General features: G+C 66.1%; 16 protein-coding genes and 1 tRNA gene. 6 read left to right on the forward strand and 11 right to left on the reverse strand.

Annotation, left to right across the window (positions count from 1 at the left end):
- Positions 1 to 234: 234 nt before the first annotated feature.
- The 4 genes from ACQR0W_RS26240 to ACQR0W_RS26255 all read right to left on the reverse strand — a co-directional run bounded on the left by ACQR0W_RS26240 (position 235) and on the right by ACQR0W_RS26255 (position 4,187).
- On the reverse strand, positions 235 to 1,737 hold the full coding sequence (locus ACQR0W_RS26240; protein ID WP_316186420.1) for an ammonium transporter: 1,503 nt from the start codon (positions 1,735 to 1,737) through the stop codon (positions 235 to 237).
- A gap of 39 nt (positions 1,738 to 1,776) precedes the next feature.
- Positions 1,777 to 2,115 (reverse strand): P-II family nitrogen regulator, encoded by a 339-nt coding sequence (locus ACQR0W_RS26245; protein WP_006611147.1) that lies wholly within the window; start codon positions 2,113 to 2,115, stop codon positions 1,777 to 1,779.
- 332 nt (positions 2,116 to 2,447) lie between these two features.
- Positions 2,448 to 3,758, reverse strand: a complete 1,311-nt coding sequence (locus ACQR0W_RS26250) for an ammonium transporter (RefSeq protein WP_316186419.1) — start codon at positions 3,756 to 3,758, stop codon at positions 2,448 to 2,450.
- Between the two features lie 90 nt (positions 3,759 to 3,848).
- Positions 3,849 to 4,187 (reverse strand): P-II family nitrogen regulator, encoded by a 339-nt coding sequence (locus tag ACQR0W_RS26255; RefSeq protein WP_172112996.1) that lies wholly within the window; start codon positions 4,185 to 4,187, stop codon positions 3,849 to 3,851.
- Positions 4,188 to 4,395: 208 nt separating this feature from the next.
- Between ACQR0W_RS26255 and ACQR0W_RS26260 the strand changes: the two genes are divergently transcribed.
- On the forward strand, positions 4,396 to 5,271 hold the full coding sequence (locus ACQR0W_RS26260) for a DUF4339 domain-containing protein (protein ID WP_315750571.1): 876 nt from the start codon (positions 4,396 to 4,398) through the stop codon (positions 5,269 to 5,271).
- A 5-nt stretch (positions 5,272 to 5,276) separates the two neighbouring features.
- On the opposite strand, the gene tesB is transcribed toward ACQR0W_RS26260, so the two are convergent.
- Positions 5,277 to 6,152, reverse strand: a complete 876-nt coding sequence (tesB, locus tag ACQR0W_RS26265) for an acyl-CoA thioesterase II (RefSeq protein WP_316186418.1) — start codon at positions 6,150 to 6,152, stop codon at positions 5,277 to 5,279.
- 155 nt (positions 6,153 to 6,307) lie between these two features.
- Here tesB and ACQR0W_RS26270 point away from each other — a divergent pair, with 155 nt between their 5' ends.
- Positions 6,308 to 7,528 carry a ubiquinone biosynthesis hydroxylase gene (locus tag ACQR0W_RS26270; protein WP_315715849.1) on the forward strand — a complete coding sequence of 407 codons (1,221 nt, stop codon included), beginning with the start codon at positions 6,308 to 6,310 and terminating at the stop codon, positions 7,526 to 7,528.
- 86 nt (positions 7,529 to 7,614) lie between these two features.
- Here the strand turns inward: ACQR0W_RS26270 and ACQR0W_RS26275 are convergent, their stop codons facing one another.
- From ACQR0W_RS26275 to ACQR0W_RS26285, 3 genes are read right to left on the reverse strand one after another with little or no spacing between them, the layout of a single operon-like run.
- Positions 7,615 to 8,544 carry an alpha/beta hydrolase gene (locus ACQR0W_RS26275; protein WP_316169971.1) on the reverse strand — a complete coding sequence of 310 codons (930 nt, stop codon included), beginning with the start codon at positions 8,542 to 8,544 and terminating at the stop codon, positions 7,615 to 7,617.
- A gap of 3 nt (positions 8,545 to 8,547) precedes the next feature.
- Positions 8,548 to 8,745: a Trm112 family protein gene (locus tag ACQR0W_RS26280; RefSeq protein WP_006613415.1), complete on the reverse strand. Its 198-nt coding sequence runs from the start codon at positions 8,743 to 8,745 to the stop codon at positions 8,548 to 8,550.
- Positions 8,746 to 8,801: 56 nt separating this feature from the next.
- A complete protein-coding gene (locus ACQR0W_RS26285) occupies positions 8,802 to 9,344 on the reverse strand; it encodes a TetR/AcrR family transcriptional regulator (RefSeq protein WP_315715851.1) in 543 nt (180 codons plus the stop codon).
- 89 nt (positions 9,345 to 9,433) lie between these two features.
- Between ACQR0W_RS26285 and ACQR0W_RS26290 the strand changes: the two genes are divergently transcribed.
- The 3 genes from ACQR0W_RS26290 to ACQR0W_RS26300 all read left to right on the forward strand — a co-directional run bounded on the left by ACQR0W_RS26290 (position 9,434) and on the right by ACQR0W_RS26300 (position 11,271).
- Positions 9,434 to 9,784, forward strand: coding sequence for a hypothetical protein (locus ACQR0W_RS26290; RefSeq protein WP_316169970.1), 351 nt, complete (start codon positions 9,434 to 9,436; stop codon positions 9,782 to 9,784).
- Between the two features lie 348 nt (positions 9,785 to 10,132).
- Positions 10,133 to 10,429 carry a cupredoxin domain-containing protein gene (locus tag ACQR0W_RS26295; protein ID WP_315715853.1) on the forward strand — a complete coding sequence of 99 codons (297 nt, stop codon included), beginning with the start codon at positions 10,133 to 10,135 and terminating at the stop codon, positions 10,427 to 10,429.
- 11 nt (positions 10,430 to 10,440) lie between these two features.
- Positions 10,441 to 11,271, forward strand: coding sequence for an FTR1 family iron permease (locus ACQR0W_RS26300; protein ID WP_315750577.1), 831 nt, complete (start codon positions 10,441 to 10,443; stop codon positions 11,269 to 11,271).
- Here ACQR0W_RS26300 and ACQR0W_RS26305 read toward each other — a convergent pair whose 3' ends face one another.
- The gene (locus tag ACQR0W_RS26305; RefSeq protein ID WP_315715855.1) at positions 11,272 to 11,946 is read right to left on the reverse strand and encodes an LON peptidase substrate-binding domain-containing protein; all 675 of its coding nucleotides are present in this window, start codon (positions 11,944 to 11,946) and stop codon (positions 11,272 to 11,274) included.
- Positions 11,947 to 11,994: 48 nt separating this feature from the next.
- Positions 11,995 to 12,915, reverse strand: coding sequence for a thioredoxin (gene trxA, locus ACQR0W_RS26310; RefSeq protein WP_316169969.1), 921 nt, complete (start codon positions 12,913 to 12,915; stop codon positions 11,995 to 11,997).
- Positions 12,916 to 13,203: 288 nt separating this feature from the next.
- Here trxA and ACQR0W_RS26315 point away from each other — a divergent pair.
- Positions 13,204 to 13,278 (forward strand) — tRNA-Gly (locus tag ACQR0W_RS26315).
- Between the two features lie 37 nt (positions 13,279 to 13,315).
- On the opposite strand, the gene ACQR0W_RS26320 is transcribed toward ACQR0W_RS26315, so the two are convergent.
- Positions 13,316 to 14,749, reverse strand: coding sequence for a caspase family protein (locus tag ACQR0W_RS26320; protein WP_316169968.1), 1,434 nt, complete (start codon positions 14,747 to 14,749; stop codon positions 13,316 to 13,318).
- Between the last annotated feature and the right edge of the window lie 68 nt (positions 14,750 to 14,817).

Here is a 14,817-nt window from a genome sequence, read left to right on the forward strand (position 1 = left end):
TTGTGATGCCCTTTAGAAGAGCCGCGGGCGGTGCCCACCCTCCCCCTCCAGGGGAGGGTGGGCACCGTGCGACATCAGGACTCGGAATTGGAACTCGTGCGGCGATGCCGCCACCCGGCAAAAAGAAAGGGGCCCCAGCTTGCGCTGGAGCCCCTCAACGGTCAGGGCATTGCCGGGTATTTGCCCGAACCGAAGTTGCGGACCTGGTCGCGTACGACCAAGTCCCGGGAGAACTCAGTAGTTGTAGGCGCGCTCGCCGTGGTCGGTGATGTCGAGACCCTCGCGCTCCTGCTCCACGGTCGGGCGCAGGCCGATAATCACGTCGACGACCTTGTAGAGGATCGCCGAGCCGACACCCGACCACACCAGCGTGGCGAGGACGGCCTGGATCTGCGCCAGCATCTGCGTGGCGAAGTCGTAGGTGCCGGCGTTGTTGCCGGTGATGTTGGTGTAGTCGGTGATGCCGACGCCACCCAGAGCCGGGTTGACCAGGATGCCGGTGGCCAGAGCGCCGATGATGCCGCCGATGCAGTGCACGCCGAACACGTCGAGCGCGTCGTCATAGCCCAGCGCGTTCTTCACGGTGGAGACGAAGAACAGGCAGACCGGGGAGACGATCAGGCCGAGCACCAGCGCGCCGATCGGACCGGCATAACCGGAGGCCGGGGTAACGGCGACGAGACCGGCGACCGCGCCCGAGCAGATACCGAGCAGCGACGGCTTGCCCTTGACGGCCCATTCGCACAGCAGCCAGGACAGCGCCGCACCGGCGGTCGCGACCATGGTGTTGACGAAGGCCAGCGCGGTGACGCCGTTCGATTCCAGGTTGGAGCCGGCGTTGAAGCCGAACCAGCCGACCCACAGCAGCGCGGCGCCGATCATGGTCATGGTCAGCGAGTGCGGAGCCATCAGCTCCTTGCCGTAGCCGGTGCGCTTGCCGATCAGGACGGCGCCGACGAGGCCCGCGATGCCAGCGTTGATGTGCACCACGGTGCCGCCAGCGAAGTCGAGGGCACCCGCCTGGAACAGCCAGCCGGCGTTGCTGCTAACTTCGTCGAGCTTGGCCTGGGCGGCCGTCTTGGCGGCAGCGTCGCCAGCGGCAGCGAGAGCCTTGGCGGCGGCAGCAACGTCATCCGGCGCGGGCACGTACCAGACCCAATGCGCGATCGGGAAGTAGATGAAGGTCACCCACAGCAGCACGAACAGCATCACTGCCGAGAACTTGATGCGCTCGGCGAAGGCGCCGACGATCAGGGCCGGGGTGATCATCGCGAAGGTCATCTGGAACACGAAGTAGGCGAACTCCGGAATCACGACGCCGTTCGAGAAGGTCGCGGCGGTGGAGTTGGCATCGACCCCGTGCAGGAAGGCCTTGGCGAAGCCGCCGACATATTTGGTCATGCTGCCGCCGTCGGTGAAGGCGAGCGAGTAGCCGTAGAGCGTCCAGACCACGCCGACCATGGCGACGATCGCGAACACCTGGGTGAGGACCGAGGCCATGTTCTTGGTGCGGACGAGGCCGCCATAGAACAGCGCGAGGCCGGGGATGGACATCATCAGGACGAGCGCGCTGGACACGAGCATCCAGGCGACGTCGCCCTTGTTGGGAACGGGGGCGGCTGCGGCAGCGGCGGCAGGCGCGTCCTCGGCGAACGCCACATCGACGAGGCCTGCGACGCAGAGCCCTGCAATTGCGAGCGTAACCCATCCCGCGCTGGTTGGACGCTTGAACGTCATTTTATTGTACTCCGTAAGTGTTCTGGTTTGAGCGCGAAATCAAAGGGCCGCAGCGTCCGCTTCGCCGGTGCGGATACGCACGGCGTGGTCGAGGCTGATGACGAAGATCTTGCCGTCGCCGATCTGGCCGGTCTTGGCGGCCGAGCTGATCGCATCGATGGTCTTGTCGACCTGGTCGGAGGGGATCGCGACCTCGATCTTGATCTTGGGCAGGAAGCTCACCGCATATTCGGCGCCGCGGTAGATTTCCGTATGACCTTTCTGACGGCCGTACCCCTTCACTTCCGTCACCGTGAGACCATGAACGCCGATGGCGGTCAGGGCGTCCCGGACTTCTTCGAGCTTGAATGGCTTAATGATCGCCATAACAATTTTCATGGGTCCTATCCCCGCTTGGGCCCGGCACGGACGTTACCGAGCGCTTCCTGTCGACTGAGGTTCACCACGCGGAGAAATCTTCACGACGCGGGCACAGCCGGGAGCGATAGAATCAAATGCCGTGCCAGACGGCTGGTCAGGGCTAACGAGCGGTGAATCCTGGCCTTTTCACCCCTCGGGAGGGGCAGCAGGGGCTGCGCTATTCCGTCGCGCTCAAGGAATGGGCATGCATGCGCAAAAGTTGCGCATGTCAGGCTCAAGACACAATGCTGCTCAGCGCGCGGGCAGAATCCTGCGGCGCCGAACAGGTCAATTGGCGTCAATTGCTGCAGCTATTGCAGCGCCTCGCCATGCTGGGAGATGTCGAGTCCTTCCAGCTCGTGCTCACGCGACACCCGCAGCGGCACGAAGGCGCTGACCAGCTTCAGGAGCCCCCAGGTGACGCCGCCCGACCACACCAGGGTGACGGCGACGCCGTAGAGCTGGGCCGTAAGCTGCTTCGGGTTGCCCTCGATCAGCCCCGCCGTGCCGCCGATCGCGGCGGTCGCGAACACGCCGGCCAGCACGGTGCCGGTGAGGCCGCCGACGCCGTGGACGCCGAACACGTCGAGCGAATCGTCATAGTTGAAGCGGTGCTTCAGCGAGGTGCAGGCCCAGTAGCAGATGATACCGGCGAGCGCGCCGATCACCAGCCCATGCCAGGGGGCGACGAAGCCGGACGCGGGCGTGATGGTGCCGAGGCCGGCCACCGCGCCGGAGATCATGCCGAGCACAGACGGCTTGCGCCGCGTCGACCATTCCAGCGCGCCCCAGGTGACGGCGCCGGCGCAGGCGGCCAGATGCGTCGTCAGGATCGCCATCACCGCATGCGCATTCGCGCCCAAAGCCGAGCCGCCATTGAAGCCGAACCAGCCGACCCAGAGCAGGCCGGTGCCGACCACCGCGAGCGACAGATCGAACGGCGAGAGGTTCTCGCTGCCGTAGCCCTGGCGCCGTCCCATCACCAGCGCCGCGACCAATCCCGCGGTGCCCGCGGAGAGATGCACGACGAGACCGCCGGCGAAGTCGACCACGCCGGCCTGCGCGAGAAAGCCGCCGCCCCAGATCCAATGCGCCAGTGGCACATAGACGAAGATGAACCATGCGATGCTGAACAGGAGGTAGGCGGAGAAGCGCATGCGGTCGGCGACCGAGCCCGCCACCAGCGCCACCGTGATGATCGCGAACGTCATCTGGTACAGCATGAACAGCGACTCGGGGATCGTCTTGGCGCCGGGATGGACGCTGTCCATGCCCATGCCGGCGAGGAAGGCGCGGTCGAGCGAGCCGATCCAGGTGCCGTCGCCGACGAAGGCCAGCGAGTAGCCGAATGCGACCCACAGGATCGAGATCAGCATCACGGCTGCGAGGCTCTGCGCCATCGTCGCCAGTACGTTCTTCTTGCGCACCATGCCCGAGTAGAACAGCGCCAGACCCGGAATGGTCATCATCAGCACCAAAGCGGTGGCGACGATCATCCAGGCGGTGTCGGCCGGTTCGATCGTGGACGGCGCTGCGGCCGCTGCTGGCGTGGTGAAGGCAATCGCTCCCGCTGCAGCCAATGCTGCAGACGCGCGCAGGCTACGAGACGCGCTGGTCTCCATGACAGTCCCCCCGGCATGTCAGATGTTAGGATTTTGCAGTCCGCCGCGCCGTTGCGGCGGGCGTGCAGCCGTTGCGGCTGCTTGACGGGCTTAGAGTGCGTCGGTGTCGGTTTCGCCGGTGCGGATGCGGCGGGCATGATCGATCGGCGTCACGAAGATCTTGCCGTCGCCGATCTGGCCGGTGCGCGCGTGCGTCGTGATCACCTCGACCGCCTTCTCGGCGATGTCAGAGTTGACCGCGATCTCGATGCGCAGCTTGGGCAGGAAGTTCACGATATATTCGGCGCCCCGGTAGATCTCGGTATGGCCCTTCTGGCGGCCGTAGCCCTTGACCTCGGTGACGGTCATGCCGTGGACGCCGATCGCGGTGAGGGCTTGGCGCACCTCGTCGAGCTTGAAGGGTTTGATGATCGCGACGACGAGCTTCATGGGCGGGCCCTGGTTTCCTCAGGTAGAAGCAGCCTGTTTCGGAGGCAGGCTTGGGATGGCCGTTTTGGCCTGTTCCTAGGCAAATGGCACAAAATCAGCGCAGCGTTAAGCGAAAACGTCAAGGAGTGACGGATATCACTGAACGGAACGCGACATCGCCCGACAGACTGAAGACGTTTTCCTGCCATCCTCCATTCAAGGACATCCCATGTCGAATCGTTCCTGGTATTACGCGGCGCAAGGCCAGCAACAGGGCCCCATTTCAGAAGACGAACTGCGCGACCTGATCGCCCGGGGTGTCGTCACGGCCGAGACGCTGCTGTGGAGCGACGGCATGGCCGGCTGGGAGAAGGCCGGGCGCATTCCCGGCCTGATGTCGGGCGTGCCGAGCATCTCTCCCGGCGTCCCGCCCGCGTTCGAGGCCGGCGTGCCCGCGTCGGGCGGCGCGCTCTCGGTCAAGCTGGACACCTGGTCCTATCTCGGCTGGACGCTGCTGTATGTCGTCGGCCAGTTCCTGGTGGTGATCACGCCCTGGACCGCTGTCTATCTCTACCGCTACGTGATCGAGCGGATGCGGGTGCCCGGCCGGCCGAACCTCACCTTCACCGGCCAGCCGCTCGACATCTGGTACGTCTTCATCGCCATGGGCGTGCTGGCCTATGTCGGCCTCAGCGACCGGCCGATCCTCAACCTGATCTCGCTGGTTGCCCCGGCGTTCCTGGGCTGGATGGTGCTGCGCTGGCTGCTGAGCAACCTCGCCTCGAATGGCGAGCGGTTGCCGATCCATTTCGAAGGCAGCCCCGTCGTCTATGCCGGCTGGTACCTGCTGATGATCGTGTCGGGCATCACCGTCATCGGCTGGGCCTGGGTGCTGACCGCCTGGATGCGCTGGGTCTGCCGCAACATCCAGGGGACGCGGCGCGAGGTCGTGTTCACCGGCTCGGGCCTGCAGGTGCTGTGGCGCACCTTCGCGTTCGTGCTCGGCTGCTCGGTGATCATTCCGATCCCGTGGCTGCTGCGCTGGTACAGCGCCTGGTACGTGTCGCAATTCGCGGTCGTCCCGCGGACGGCACAGCCGGTGTGATGCGGCTAGGCGCGGCGCTCGCGGATCGAGCCCTCCTGCGCAACGGAGGCGACCAGCGTGCCGTCGGGCTTGAAGATCGAGCCGCGGGTGAGCCCGCGGCCGCCCTGCGCGCTCGGCGAATCCTGCGCATAAAGCAGCCATTCGTCGGCGCGGAACGGCCGGTGAAACCACATCGCATGATCCAGCGAGGCCGGCATCATGCGCTTGTCGAACAAGGTGCGGCCATAGCGCGCCATGACCGCGTCGAGCAGCGAGAAGTCCGAGGCATAGGCCAGCGCGCACATGTGCAGCGCCGGATCATCGGGCAGCTTCGCCGCCGTCTTGATCCAGACGTTGATGCGGCCATCCTCGATCTTCTGGCCGAAGTACCGGTTCAGTTCGACGGGGCGCAGCTCGATCGGCCGGTCGGATTCGTAGTAGCGGCGGATGAAGTCCGGCATCCTTTGGAAGACTTCCTGAAACATCGGCTGCTTGGAGATCTCCTCCGCCGTCAGCTTCTCCGGCGGCGGCACGTCCGGCATCTTGTCCTGGTGGTTGAACGCGCTGTCCTCGTCGCTGTGGAACGACACCATGATCGAGAAGATCGCATTGCCGTGTTGGATCGCGGTGACGCGCCGCGTCGCATAGCTCTTGCCGTCGCGCAGACGCTCGACCTGGTAGATGATCGGCACCTGCGGGTCGCCGGGCAGGATGAAGTAGCAGTGCAGCGAATGCGGCAGTCGGCCCTCGACGGTGCGGCACGCCGCCATCATCGCCTGGCCGATCACCTGGCCGCCGAACACGCGCTGCCAGCTCGTCTTCGGGCTGTTGCCGCGGAACAGGTTCACCTCGATCGGCTCGAGATCGAGGATCGAGATCAGGTCGATCAGTCCCTTGGACATGGCGTGGTGCTTTCGCTGGCTCGGCCGGCCGCTCCGGTCCCGTTCTCGCGGGATCAGGCATCCGGAATTGATGGCCTCGGGTGGCAGCCCTTGGTTCACGCCCCTGTTTCGCCCAGCTATAATCCTCCCGCAAGAGTAACTGTGAGCAGGGTGGCATGACGACACAGCGAAGCATTGTCATTTGTGGCGGGGCCTTTGCCGGCTTGGCGCTCGCGCTCGCGCTTCGGCAGGGGCTCGGTCCCGAAGTGCCGGTGATCGTGGCCGATCCGGCGCTCGCCAACCGGCCGAGCCGCGATCCACGCGCCAGCGCCATCGTCGCGGCGTGCCGCAAGCTGTTCGATGCGATCGGGGTCTGGGCGGACGTGGCGCCGCAGGCGCAGCCGATCCTCGACATGGTCATTACCGATTCCAAGCTCGAGGACGCGACCCGCCCGTCGTTCCTGACGTTCGCGGGCCAGGTCGAGGCCGGAGAGCCGTTCGCGCACATGGTCGAGAACCGGCTCTTGATCGACGCGCTGGTGCGGCATGCGGAGGCCGCAGGCGTCGAGCTCAAGGCGATGCCGGTGACCGGCTTCGTGACGCGGGCCGACGGCATCGCGGTGACTCTGGGCGACGGCAGCCAGCTCGAGGCGAGCCTGCTGGTGGCCGCTGACGGCGCGCGTTCGAAGCTGCGCGAGCGCGCGGGCATCCAGACCCATGGCTGGGACTATGACCAGTCCGGCATCGTCGCGACCATCGGTCATGAACGCGACCATGGCGGCCGCGCCGAGGAGCATTTTCTTCCGCCCGGACCATTCGCGATCTTGCCGCTGACCGGCAAGCGCTCCTCGCTGGTGTGGACCGAGCGGCGCGCCGAGGCGAAGCGCCTCGTCGCGCTCAGCGCGGATGAATTCCATGCCGAGCTGGAGAAGCGCGCGGGTCTGCATCTCGGCGAGTTGAAGGTGCTCGACCAGCCGCGCGCTTTTCCGCTGTCCTACTTCGTCGCCCGCTCGTTCATCGCGCCGCGGCTCGCGCTGGTCGGCGACGCCGCCCATGTGATCCACCCCATCGCGGGGCAGGGGCTCAATATGGGGCTGAAAGACGTCGCCGCACTGGCCGAGGTCGTGGTCGATGCGGCAAGAATGGGGATCGATCCGGGGCAGGTCGATGTCCTCGAACGCTACCAGCGCTGGCGCCGCTTCGACACGATGGCGATGGGCGTTGCCACCAATTCGCTGAACTTCCTGTTCTCGAACAAGTCGACGCTGTTGCGGGCCGTGCGCGACATCGGCCTTGGCATCGTCGATCGCGCGCCGCCGTTGAAGGAGCTGTTCATCAAGCAGGCCGCGGGCCTCACCGGAGAGATGCCACGGCTGCTGAAGGGTGAGGCGCTGTAGAGCATGATCCGGAAAAACGGGAACCGGTCTTCCCTCGCGACAAACGCCGAAGGCGTTTGCGCGGAGATCATGCTCGAACAAAGAGCTCAGCGCGGGCCTGCGGCGGCGATGAAGCCGGCGACGGCCTCGACCATGTCGGGGTCGAGCGGACGGTCGGGGTCGTTGTAGGAGGCGAGGTTCTCGTCCTCGTTGGCGACGTCGACCAGGACGTGGTTCATCTCCGGCAGCCACAGCGACTTGGCGGCCGGTGCGGCGGCGGCGAGCGCGACCATGTCGAGGCGTGCGATCTGGTGGTCGCGGGCGCCGCCGACGATCAGAATCGGGATCGTGAGCTGCTTCAGTGGATCGATCGGGTCCTCGGCAAAGGCGGAGCCGATGCTGGGCTGCATGCTCGGTGCGACCGGCAGCTCGGGCGGTGGCGGGTCCACGACCTGCCCGGCCATGATGGCGTCGATCGCCTTGGCGACCGGCTCCATCTTCGCGGCCGGCAGCTTCTTCTCGAGCTGCGCCTTCAACAGGTCGCCCTGCCGCCGCGCCGATGTGGTGAGCAGCACGAGGCGGTCGACCGGGGTGCGGCGGGCGGTGAGGATGGCGACCAGGCCGCCCTCGCTGTGGCCGACGAGAACGATGCGGGCGAACTTGCCGCGCAGGAAGTCGACCAGCGCGGCGGCGTCGTCGACGTAGTCCTTGAAGCGGAAGTCCTCCGGCTTGCCGAACTCCGCCTTCCAGCCGCGTGCGCCGCGCTTGTCGTAGCGCAGGCTGGCGATGCCTTGGGTGGCGAGCTGCTCGGCGAGCTTCTTCAAGGTCGCCGGCTTGAGCTGCGGCCCATTGCCATCCCGGTCCGTCGACCCGGAGCCGGCGATCAGCAGCGCCACCGGCGGGCGCTCGACACCCGCTGGCGTCGTCAGGACGGCGTCGAGTGCGCCAATGCGGACGGCGCTCTCCTCGGCCGAGACCCCCGAAGCGAGGGCCATCAGCGCCACGGCGAGCGCACAGCGGATCACGACGGGCCGCATCGGTCAGTCGATCTTCCGCGCTTCCTCGGGCAGCATGATCGGGATGCCATCGCGGATCGGGTAGGCGAGCTTCGCCGACCGCGAGACCAGCTCCTGTTTCGCCGCGTCGTATTCCAGCGGGCCCTTGGTCATCGGGCAGACCAGGATCTCGAGCAGCTTGGGATCGACGGAATTGGCGGGGCGTTCGAGCGGGGCGTTCATGGCAAGGGTCTCCGGCGGGCGCCTCTGTAGCATAACGTCCGCTCGCTTGTCGTGCTTCAAGGCATGTGCCGGGCGATCCGGATCAGCTCGTCGATGACCGCGTCCAGTTGCTCGGCCGGCAACGGCCGATCCGACAGCGCGTGGCCGAGGAAGGTCCAGTACAGCACCTGGGCGCGTGCGCGCGCGATCGCCGGCACTAGTCCCTCGGCTGCAAGCAGGCTCTCGACATAGCCCAGCCGGCGCCTGTCGATGGCTTGGACAGCCTGCCGCGCGGCGGGGTCGGATCCGGCCCAGTTGCGCACGGCGCGCTCCAGGGTGAGCTTGACGTTGAACGCGCGGCGGAGGAGCACGGCAATGGCCGGCTGGTCGCCGGCGTTCGCCTCCACCCCGGTGATGATCTGCTCGGCCGCAATCTCCCGCCACTTCTTGAGGAGGGCCGCGTGAAACCCGGCCACATCGGCGAAATGCCAGTAGAAGCTGCCGCGCGACACGCCCAAGGCTTTCGCCAGCGGCTCCGCCTTCAGCGCGGTGAAGCCCCGGCTGGCCAGCACCTTCAATCCCTGTGTCAGCCAATCGTCGGCCGAGAGCTGATCGGTCATGTCGTCACCATGAGACGACCATACACAGCTGTATTGACGACCGCCAGGGCTTCGTGCATTGTCCATACATAACTGTATGGAGGCGTGCCATGCGCGATGCGCTGCTCGTGACCGCGGGGCTGATGGCGATCACCGTCGCCGTGATCCACGGCGTGCTCGGCGAGACGACGGTTTTCGCGCGTGCCACCATCTCGCCGGAGCGGCTGCGAACCCTGCTGCGGCTGGTCTGGCAGACTGGCACGGTGGCGTGGATCGGCTGTGGCGTGCTGCTCGCCGTCGCCCCGCAAATGACGTCGGAGTCGGCGCGGCATTGGACGGTGACCACGGTCATCGTCGTGTTCGCTTTCGCCGCAGGCGCCAATGCGCTCGCGACGCGCGGGCGGCATTTCGGCTGGGTCATGCTCGCCGGCGTAGTCAGTCTCGCCATCGCCGGCTACTGACGCGGCGAATCCCGGTCCACCGCAGCGCCGCCACGTACCCGGCGAGAGGAAGGCATCGCGACGCTCCGTAACCGCCGCGTCGCCTCAACTGCTGTTCGGCCGCACTCCGTTCACCGCGAGGCCACTGCCACGACACATTCGCCAAGAATGGTTCCAACTTAGAAGGAGTCTCTTTGCAGACACGGCGACGAGCCGCTTAGCTGTTCGTCGTCGCGAACGGGTGCCCGGCGTCGACATCGATCCGGGCGCACAACCGTTCTCCGATTTGCTTGTCTGGATAGGAGAGGGGACGGATCGATGTTGGTCGACGTGGTGCGGAAGTTGGTCGTCGTAGGTGGAAGCGTCGGCATGCTGTTGATGGCAGCGCAGGCGCACGCCGGGGGATCGAGCGAGATCTGCCTCACCTATGCCAACGGTCAATTCGAGCCCAAGGAGCCGACCGTTCCCGCGGACGCGCCGCTGACCATCCGCGTCCGGAACATGGAGGGCAAGGCCATCGAGTTCGAGAGCGAGACCCTGAAGGTCGAGAAGGTGATCGCGGCCAACAGCGAGGCGGTGCTCAACGTCCGCGCCATGAAGTCCGGGCGCTACGAGTTCTATAATGACTTCAACGAAAAGGCCCGCGGCTTCGTCAACGTCCAATAGGTCCAGATCCCATGCTCGCCGCCCTGATCATCGTCTTCCGCGAAGTGTTCGAAGCCGGCCTGATCGTCGGTATCGTGCTTGCCGTCACCAGCGCGGTTCCGCATCGCCTGCGCTGGATCGGCGCGGGGCTGTTTGCCGGCCTGGTCGGCGCATGCATCGTCGCGGCGTTCGCGGGAACGTTGACGCAGCTCTTTGAAGGCATGGGGCAGGAATTGTTCAATGCGGGGATCCTGTCGGCTGCCGTGATCATGCTGACCTGGCACAATGTCTGGATGGCCCGGCACGGCCGCGAGATGAGCACCGAGCTGCGGACGATGGGCCAAGCGGTGGCAGACGGCGCCAAGCCGCTGGTCGCGCTGGCGACCGTGATCGCCATCGCCGTGTTGCGCGAGGGCAGCGAGGTCGCGCTGTTTCTCTATGGGGTGGCGGCCTCCGGCGACGGCAGCGGGCGGGCGCTACTCGGTGGCGGCGTCCTTGGCCTGCTGCTCGGCGTTGCCGTCTGTCTCGCGACCTATCTCGGCCTGATGCGCATCCCGCCGCGCGCGCTGTTCAAGACCACCACCGTGCTGATCACCCTGCTGTCGGCGGGAATGGCCGCGCAGGCGGTGTTCTTTCTCGCCCGCGCCAACTGGCTGACAACGTTCGACCATGTGGTGTGGGATTCGAGCGCGGTTCTGCCCGAGCGTGGCGTCGCCGGGCGGACGCTCAAGGCTCTGATCGGCTATACGGATCAGCCTACCGCGATGCAGCTCGCAGTCTACATCGGGGTGATCGTCACCACCATCGCACTGATGCGCCTGACGGCGGCCCCGCCAGCGCCGCGCGCGGCTCCCGCCGAGTGATCATTGCAGCGGCGGATCGCCCGAGGTCCGCTTCTTGGCGAGATCCATCTCGGTCACGGCGATGAGGATTTCGGCGCGGGTCTTCAGGTCCGGCGCCTCGAGCATCGCCTGCTTCTCCGCCGGACCATAGGGCGACATCATCGCCAGCGCGTTCACGAGCGCTTCGTTCGGCGCCGCTTCGATGCCGGCCCAGTCGACCTTGAGATTGTTCGCCTTGAGGAAGTCGGTGAGAACCGCGAGCAGCGCTTCTCGGTCCACCGCGTCTTCACCCTTGCGCGCCGTGAAATCATCGACGAACGGGAAATAATCGACCTTGCACTGCCGATAGGGCGTGAGCACCGTCATTTCCTCGACCACCTTGAAGCGGGACACGCCGGTGAGCTCAAGGATGTAGCGGCCATCGCCGGACTCGGCGAGCTGCGTGATCCGGCCGACGCAGCCGACCTTGAATAGCACCGGGCGCTCCTCGCTGGAGGAGTGCGTGACGTCGGGCTGGATCATACCGATGAGCCGATGGCCGTCACGAAGCGCATCGTCGACCATCGCGAGATAACGCGGCTCGAAGATGTTGAGCGGCATTTGGCCGCGCGGCAGCAGCAAGGCTCCCGCCAACGGAAACACCGGAACGATCTCCGGCAGCTCGGCGGGACCGCGATATTCGGCATTGATCGGCATGCGATACCTCGTGTCCGCTGGAACGAGCGCGCGTCCCGTCCAGCCGGGTTACGAAAACAGGATCGTCGACAGCCGCTTGCGGCCCTCGATGGTGGCCTCGTCGGCGCCGCCCCAGGCTTCGAAGAACTGCACGAGCTGCTTGCGCGCGCCGTCTTCGTTCCATTTGCGGTCACGCTTCACGATCTCGAGCAACTGGTCGGTGGCTTCCTTCCGCTTGCCCGCGGCGTTCAGTGCGGTCGCCAGGTCAAAACGCGCCTGGTGGTCGAGCGGATTGGCGGCGACCTTCTGTTCGAGTTCGCCGACCGGCCCGAGCGACTGGGCCTGCTCTGCCAGATCGATCGCGGCCTGCACGGCGGAGACCGCGGAATCGCTACGCTTGGCGTCCGGGACCATCGCAAGCGTCTGCTTGGCCTCGTCGATCGCGCCGAGCTCGACCTGGCACTTCGCAAGCCCGGCGATCGCGGGGATGTTGGCGGCATCGATCGCGAGCACCTCGGCATAGATCTCGGCCGCGCCGGCCGCATCGCCTTCAGCGAGAACCGCTTCGGCTTCCTTGAGGATTTCGGCGATGTCGGGCTCGCCGGCGCCGGGAACGCCCTTGGTGATCTTTTCGATGAAGGCGGCGACCTGGCTCTCGGGCACGGCACCCATGAAGCCATCGGCGGGCCGTCCGCCGACGAACGCGATCACGGCCGGAATCGACTGGATGCCCATCTGGCCAGGGATGGCCGGATGCTCGTCGATGTTCATCTTGACCAGCTTGACCTTGCCCTTGGCGGCCTTGACGGCTTTTTCCAGGATGGGCGTCAGCTGCTTGCACGGTCCGCACCACGGCGCCCAGAAGTCGATGAGGACCGGCTGCCGCTTCGATTCCTCGATGACGTCCTTCACGAAGCTCTGCGTCGTGGTGTCCTTGATCAGATCCGGCACCTGCGGCGCCGGTCCGCCGCCCTGCTCAACAATGGTCACGGGGTCCCTCGTCCGAAAAATTCCGATGAACGGCGACCGGGAACCGGCCGCCGCCGCGCCTCAATACACGTTTTCTTTCACTTTAAGTGGCGGTCCAGCTGGAAATTTCAATCAGCGCCCATCGCGGTCCGGTGATGGGCAGGTCTCAGCCCGGTTCGGCCGGTCCCGGCCGCTAAAATTTGAACGTCGCCGGCGTACGAAACCTGTCGCAGACCTGTTGCATTCGTCCGCGGCATTTGGCATAGGTCTGCCCGTCGCTGGCGGCCACGCCGCCAAGGCGTCACGGATGCGGGTGTAGCTCAGTGGTAGAGCACGACCTTGCCAAGGTCGGGGTCGAGGGTTCGAACCCCTTCGCCCGCTCCAAAAATTTCGCTCCGTTGTTCCTTCGTCTCGTACCTCATCATTTTGTCGGCGGGGATTTGTCCCAGGCCGCGAGCACGTCGGCGAATACCCGATCTCCACTGGGACCTTTGCCGATTGCGAGGATGCCCCGGCGCTGGTTCGCATAGACGACCGGGATGTCGAACCATTCGCGCCGTGCGAGAAGCTCCTCGTTGCGCGCGCGATCGGCCTCGACGTTGGACAAGCCCACCAGGAACGAACCTTCGGTGATCTTGACGGAAAGCCCGGCAAGCGGCGTCCCGCGCGACTTCTCATCCGTCTTCATCAGCATTCCTGGGACGCTGCTGATGCCGCCACCGACGAAATCGGCAGCGGGCCTGAATGTGAGCTCGGCGACATGGCTGGCCGGCAGGCTGGGATCGTCGTTGCGGCGCAACTGCAGGCTGACCTTCAGTTTGCGCTCGGGAATGTCGATCTCGCCACGGATCACCGGCGTGGGCCGTCCCGATTGTGCGTTCTTGACCGTCTCCGTCCGCCAGGTGACCGAGCCGGAATAGCGCTTACCCTTGGGGTCGGAGAGATCCTCATCATACAGCACGGCAAGTCCGGGCGTCCGCGCATCTGCCACGTCGGACGATGCGGTCGAGCTCGAAACGGGAGCGCTGCTCCGGGCGGCGGCGGGGCCAGCGGGCTGCGCCGGCTTTGCCGCAGCGGCGCTCAGTTGAGCGCCGCCGTCGATCGACGTGAACATCACGAGCGGCTGCTGCGCTCCGCCCGTGGCACGCTCCACCGCCGCATTGGTCTGGTTGAAGGTCTCGATCAGGCGTTGGCTTGGCTGCTGCAGCGCCTCTGCAAGGGCGGCGGCGAACACGCCGTGACCGTCCGGGCCGCGCTGTCCCGCCGTCCCGGCCCGTGCGGCAAAGGAGATCACGGTCCGTGCGGAAACGTCGACCGGGACGAGGCCGGCGGCAAGACCGGCGATGCCGCGCCCGGCGAACGGATTGGAGCGGAAGGCGTCGAGAATGATCACGTTCTGCCGGGGGCTCGATCCGCCCAGCTCGCGCAAAATCGCAGTCAGGTCGCGCAGCTCGGTCTTGAGATCCGCAGCTGTCGCCGGCGCCGCGTCGACCGGGACGAGATAATCGGCGCCGCCCAGGTTGAGCCCATAGCCGGCATAATAGATCAGCGCGACGTCGGCGTCGGCGATCCGGCCCTTGAACTCGGCAAGCGCGCGATCGAAGCTTCGCCTGTCGAGGTCGATCTGCGCGGCACCGCCGCTCAGGGTGAAGCCGAGCCGCGACAGGCTGTCGGCGATCAGCCGGGCATCCGCCGCCGGCTCGTCCAGCAGCGGTGCGTGCTCGTGGATGGCGTTGCCGATCACCAGCGCCACCCGCTTGTCGGCGGCAGCGGGCCCGGTCGAGATCAGGATCGCGCCGACGACAAGGATGGTTGCAGACAGCAGCTGTCCAACTCGGCCGATCACCCGACGCATGCCAACGATCTCCTGTCACCCGATCTGCTCGTGCGACGATTTTACCGCATTTCGAACAAAGCAGGAAC

The sequence above is a fragment of the Bradyrhizobium sp. HKCCYLRH1034 genome (assembly GCF_051168375.1).
In the GTDB taxonomy this organism is placed as follows: Bacteria; Pseudomonadota; Alphaproteobacteria; order Rhizobiales; family Xanthobacteraceae; genus Bradyrhizobium.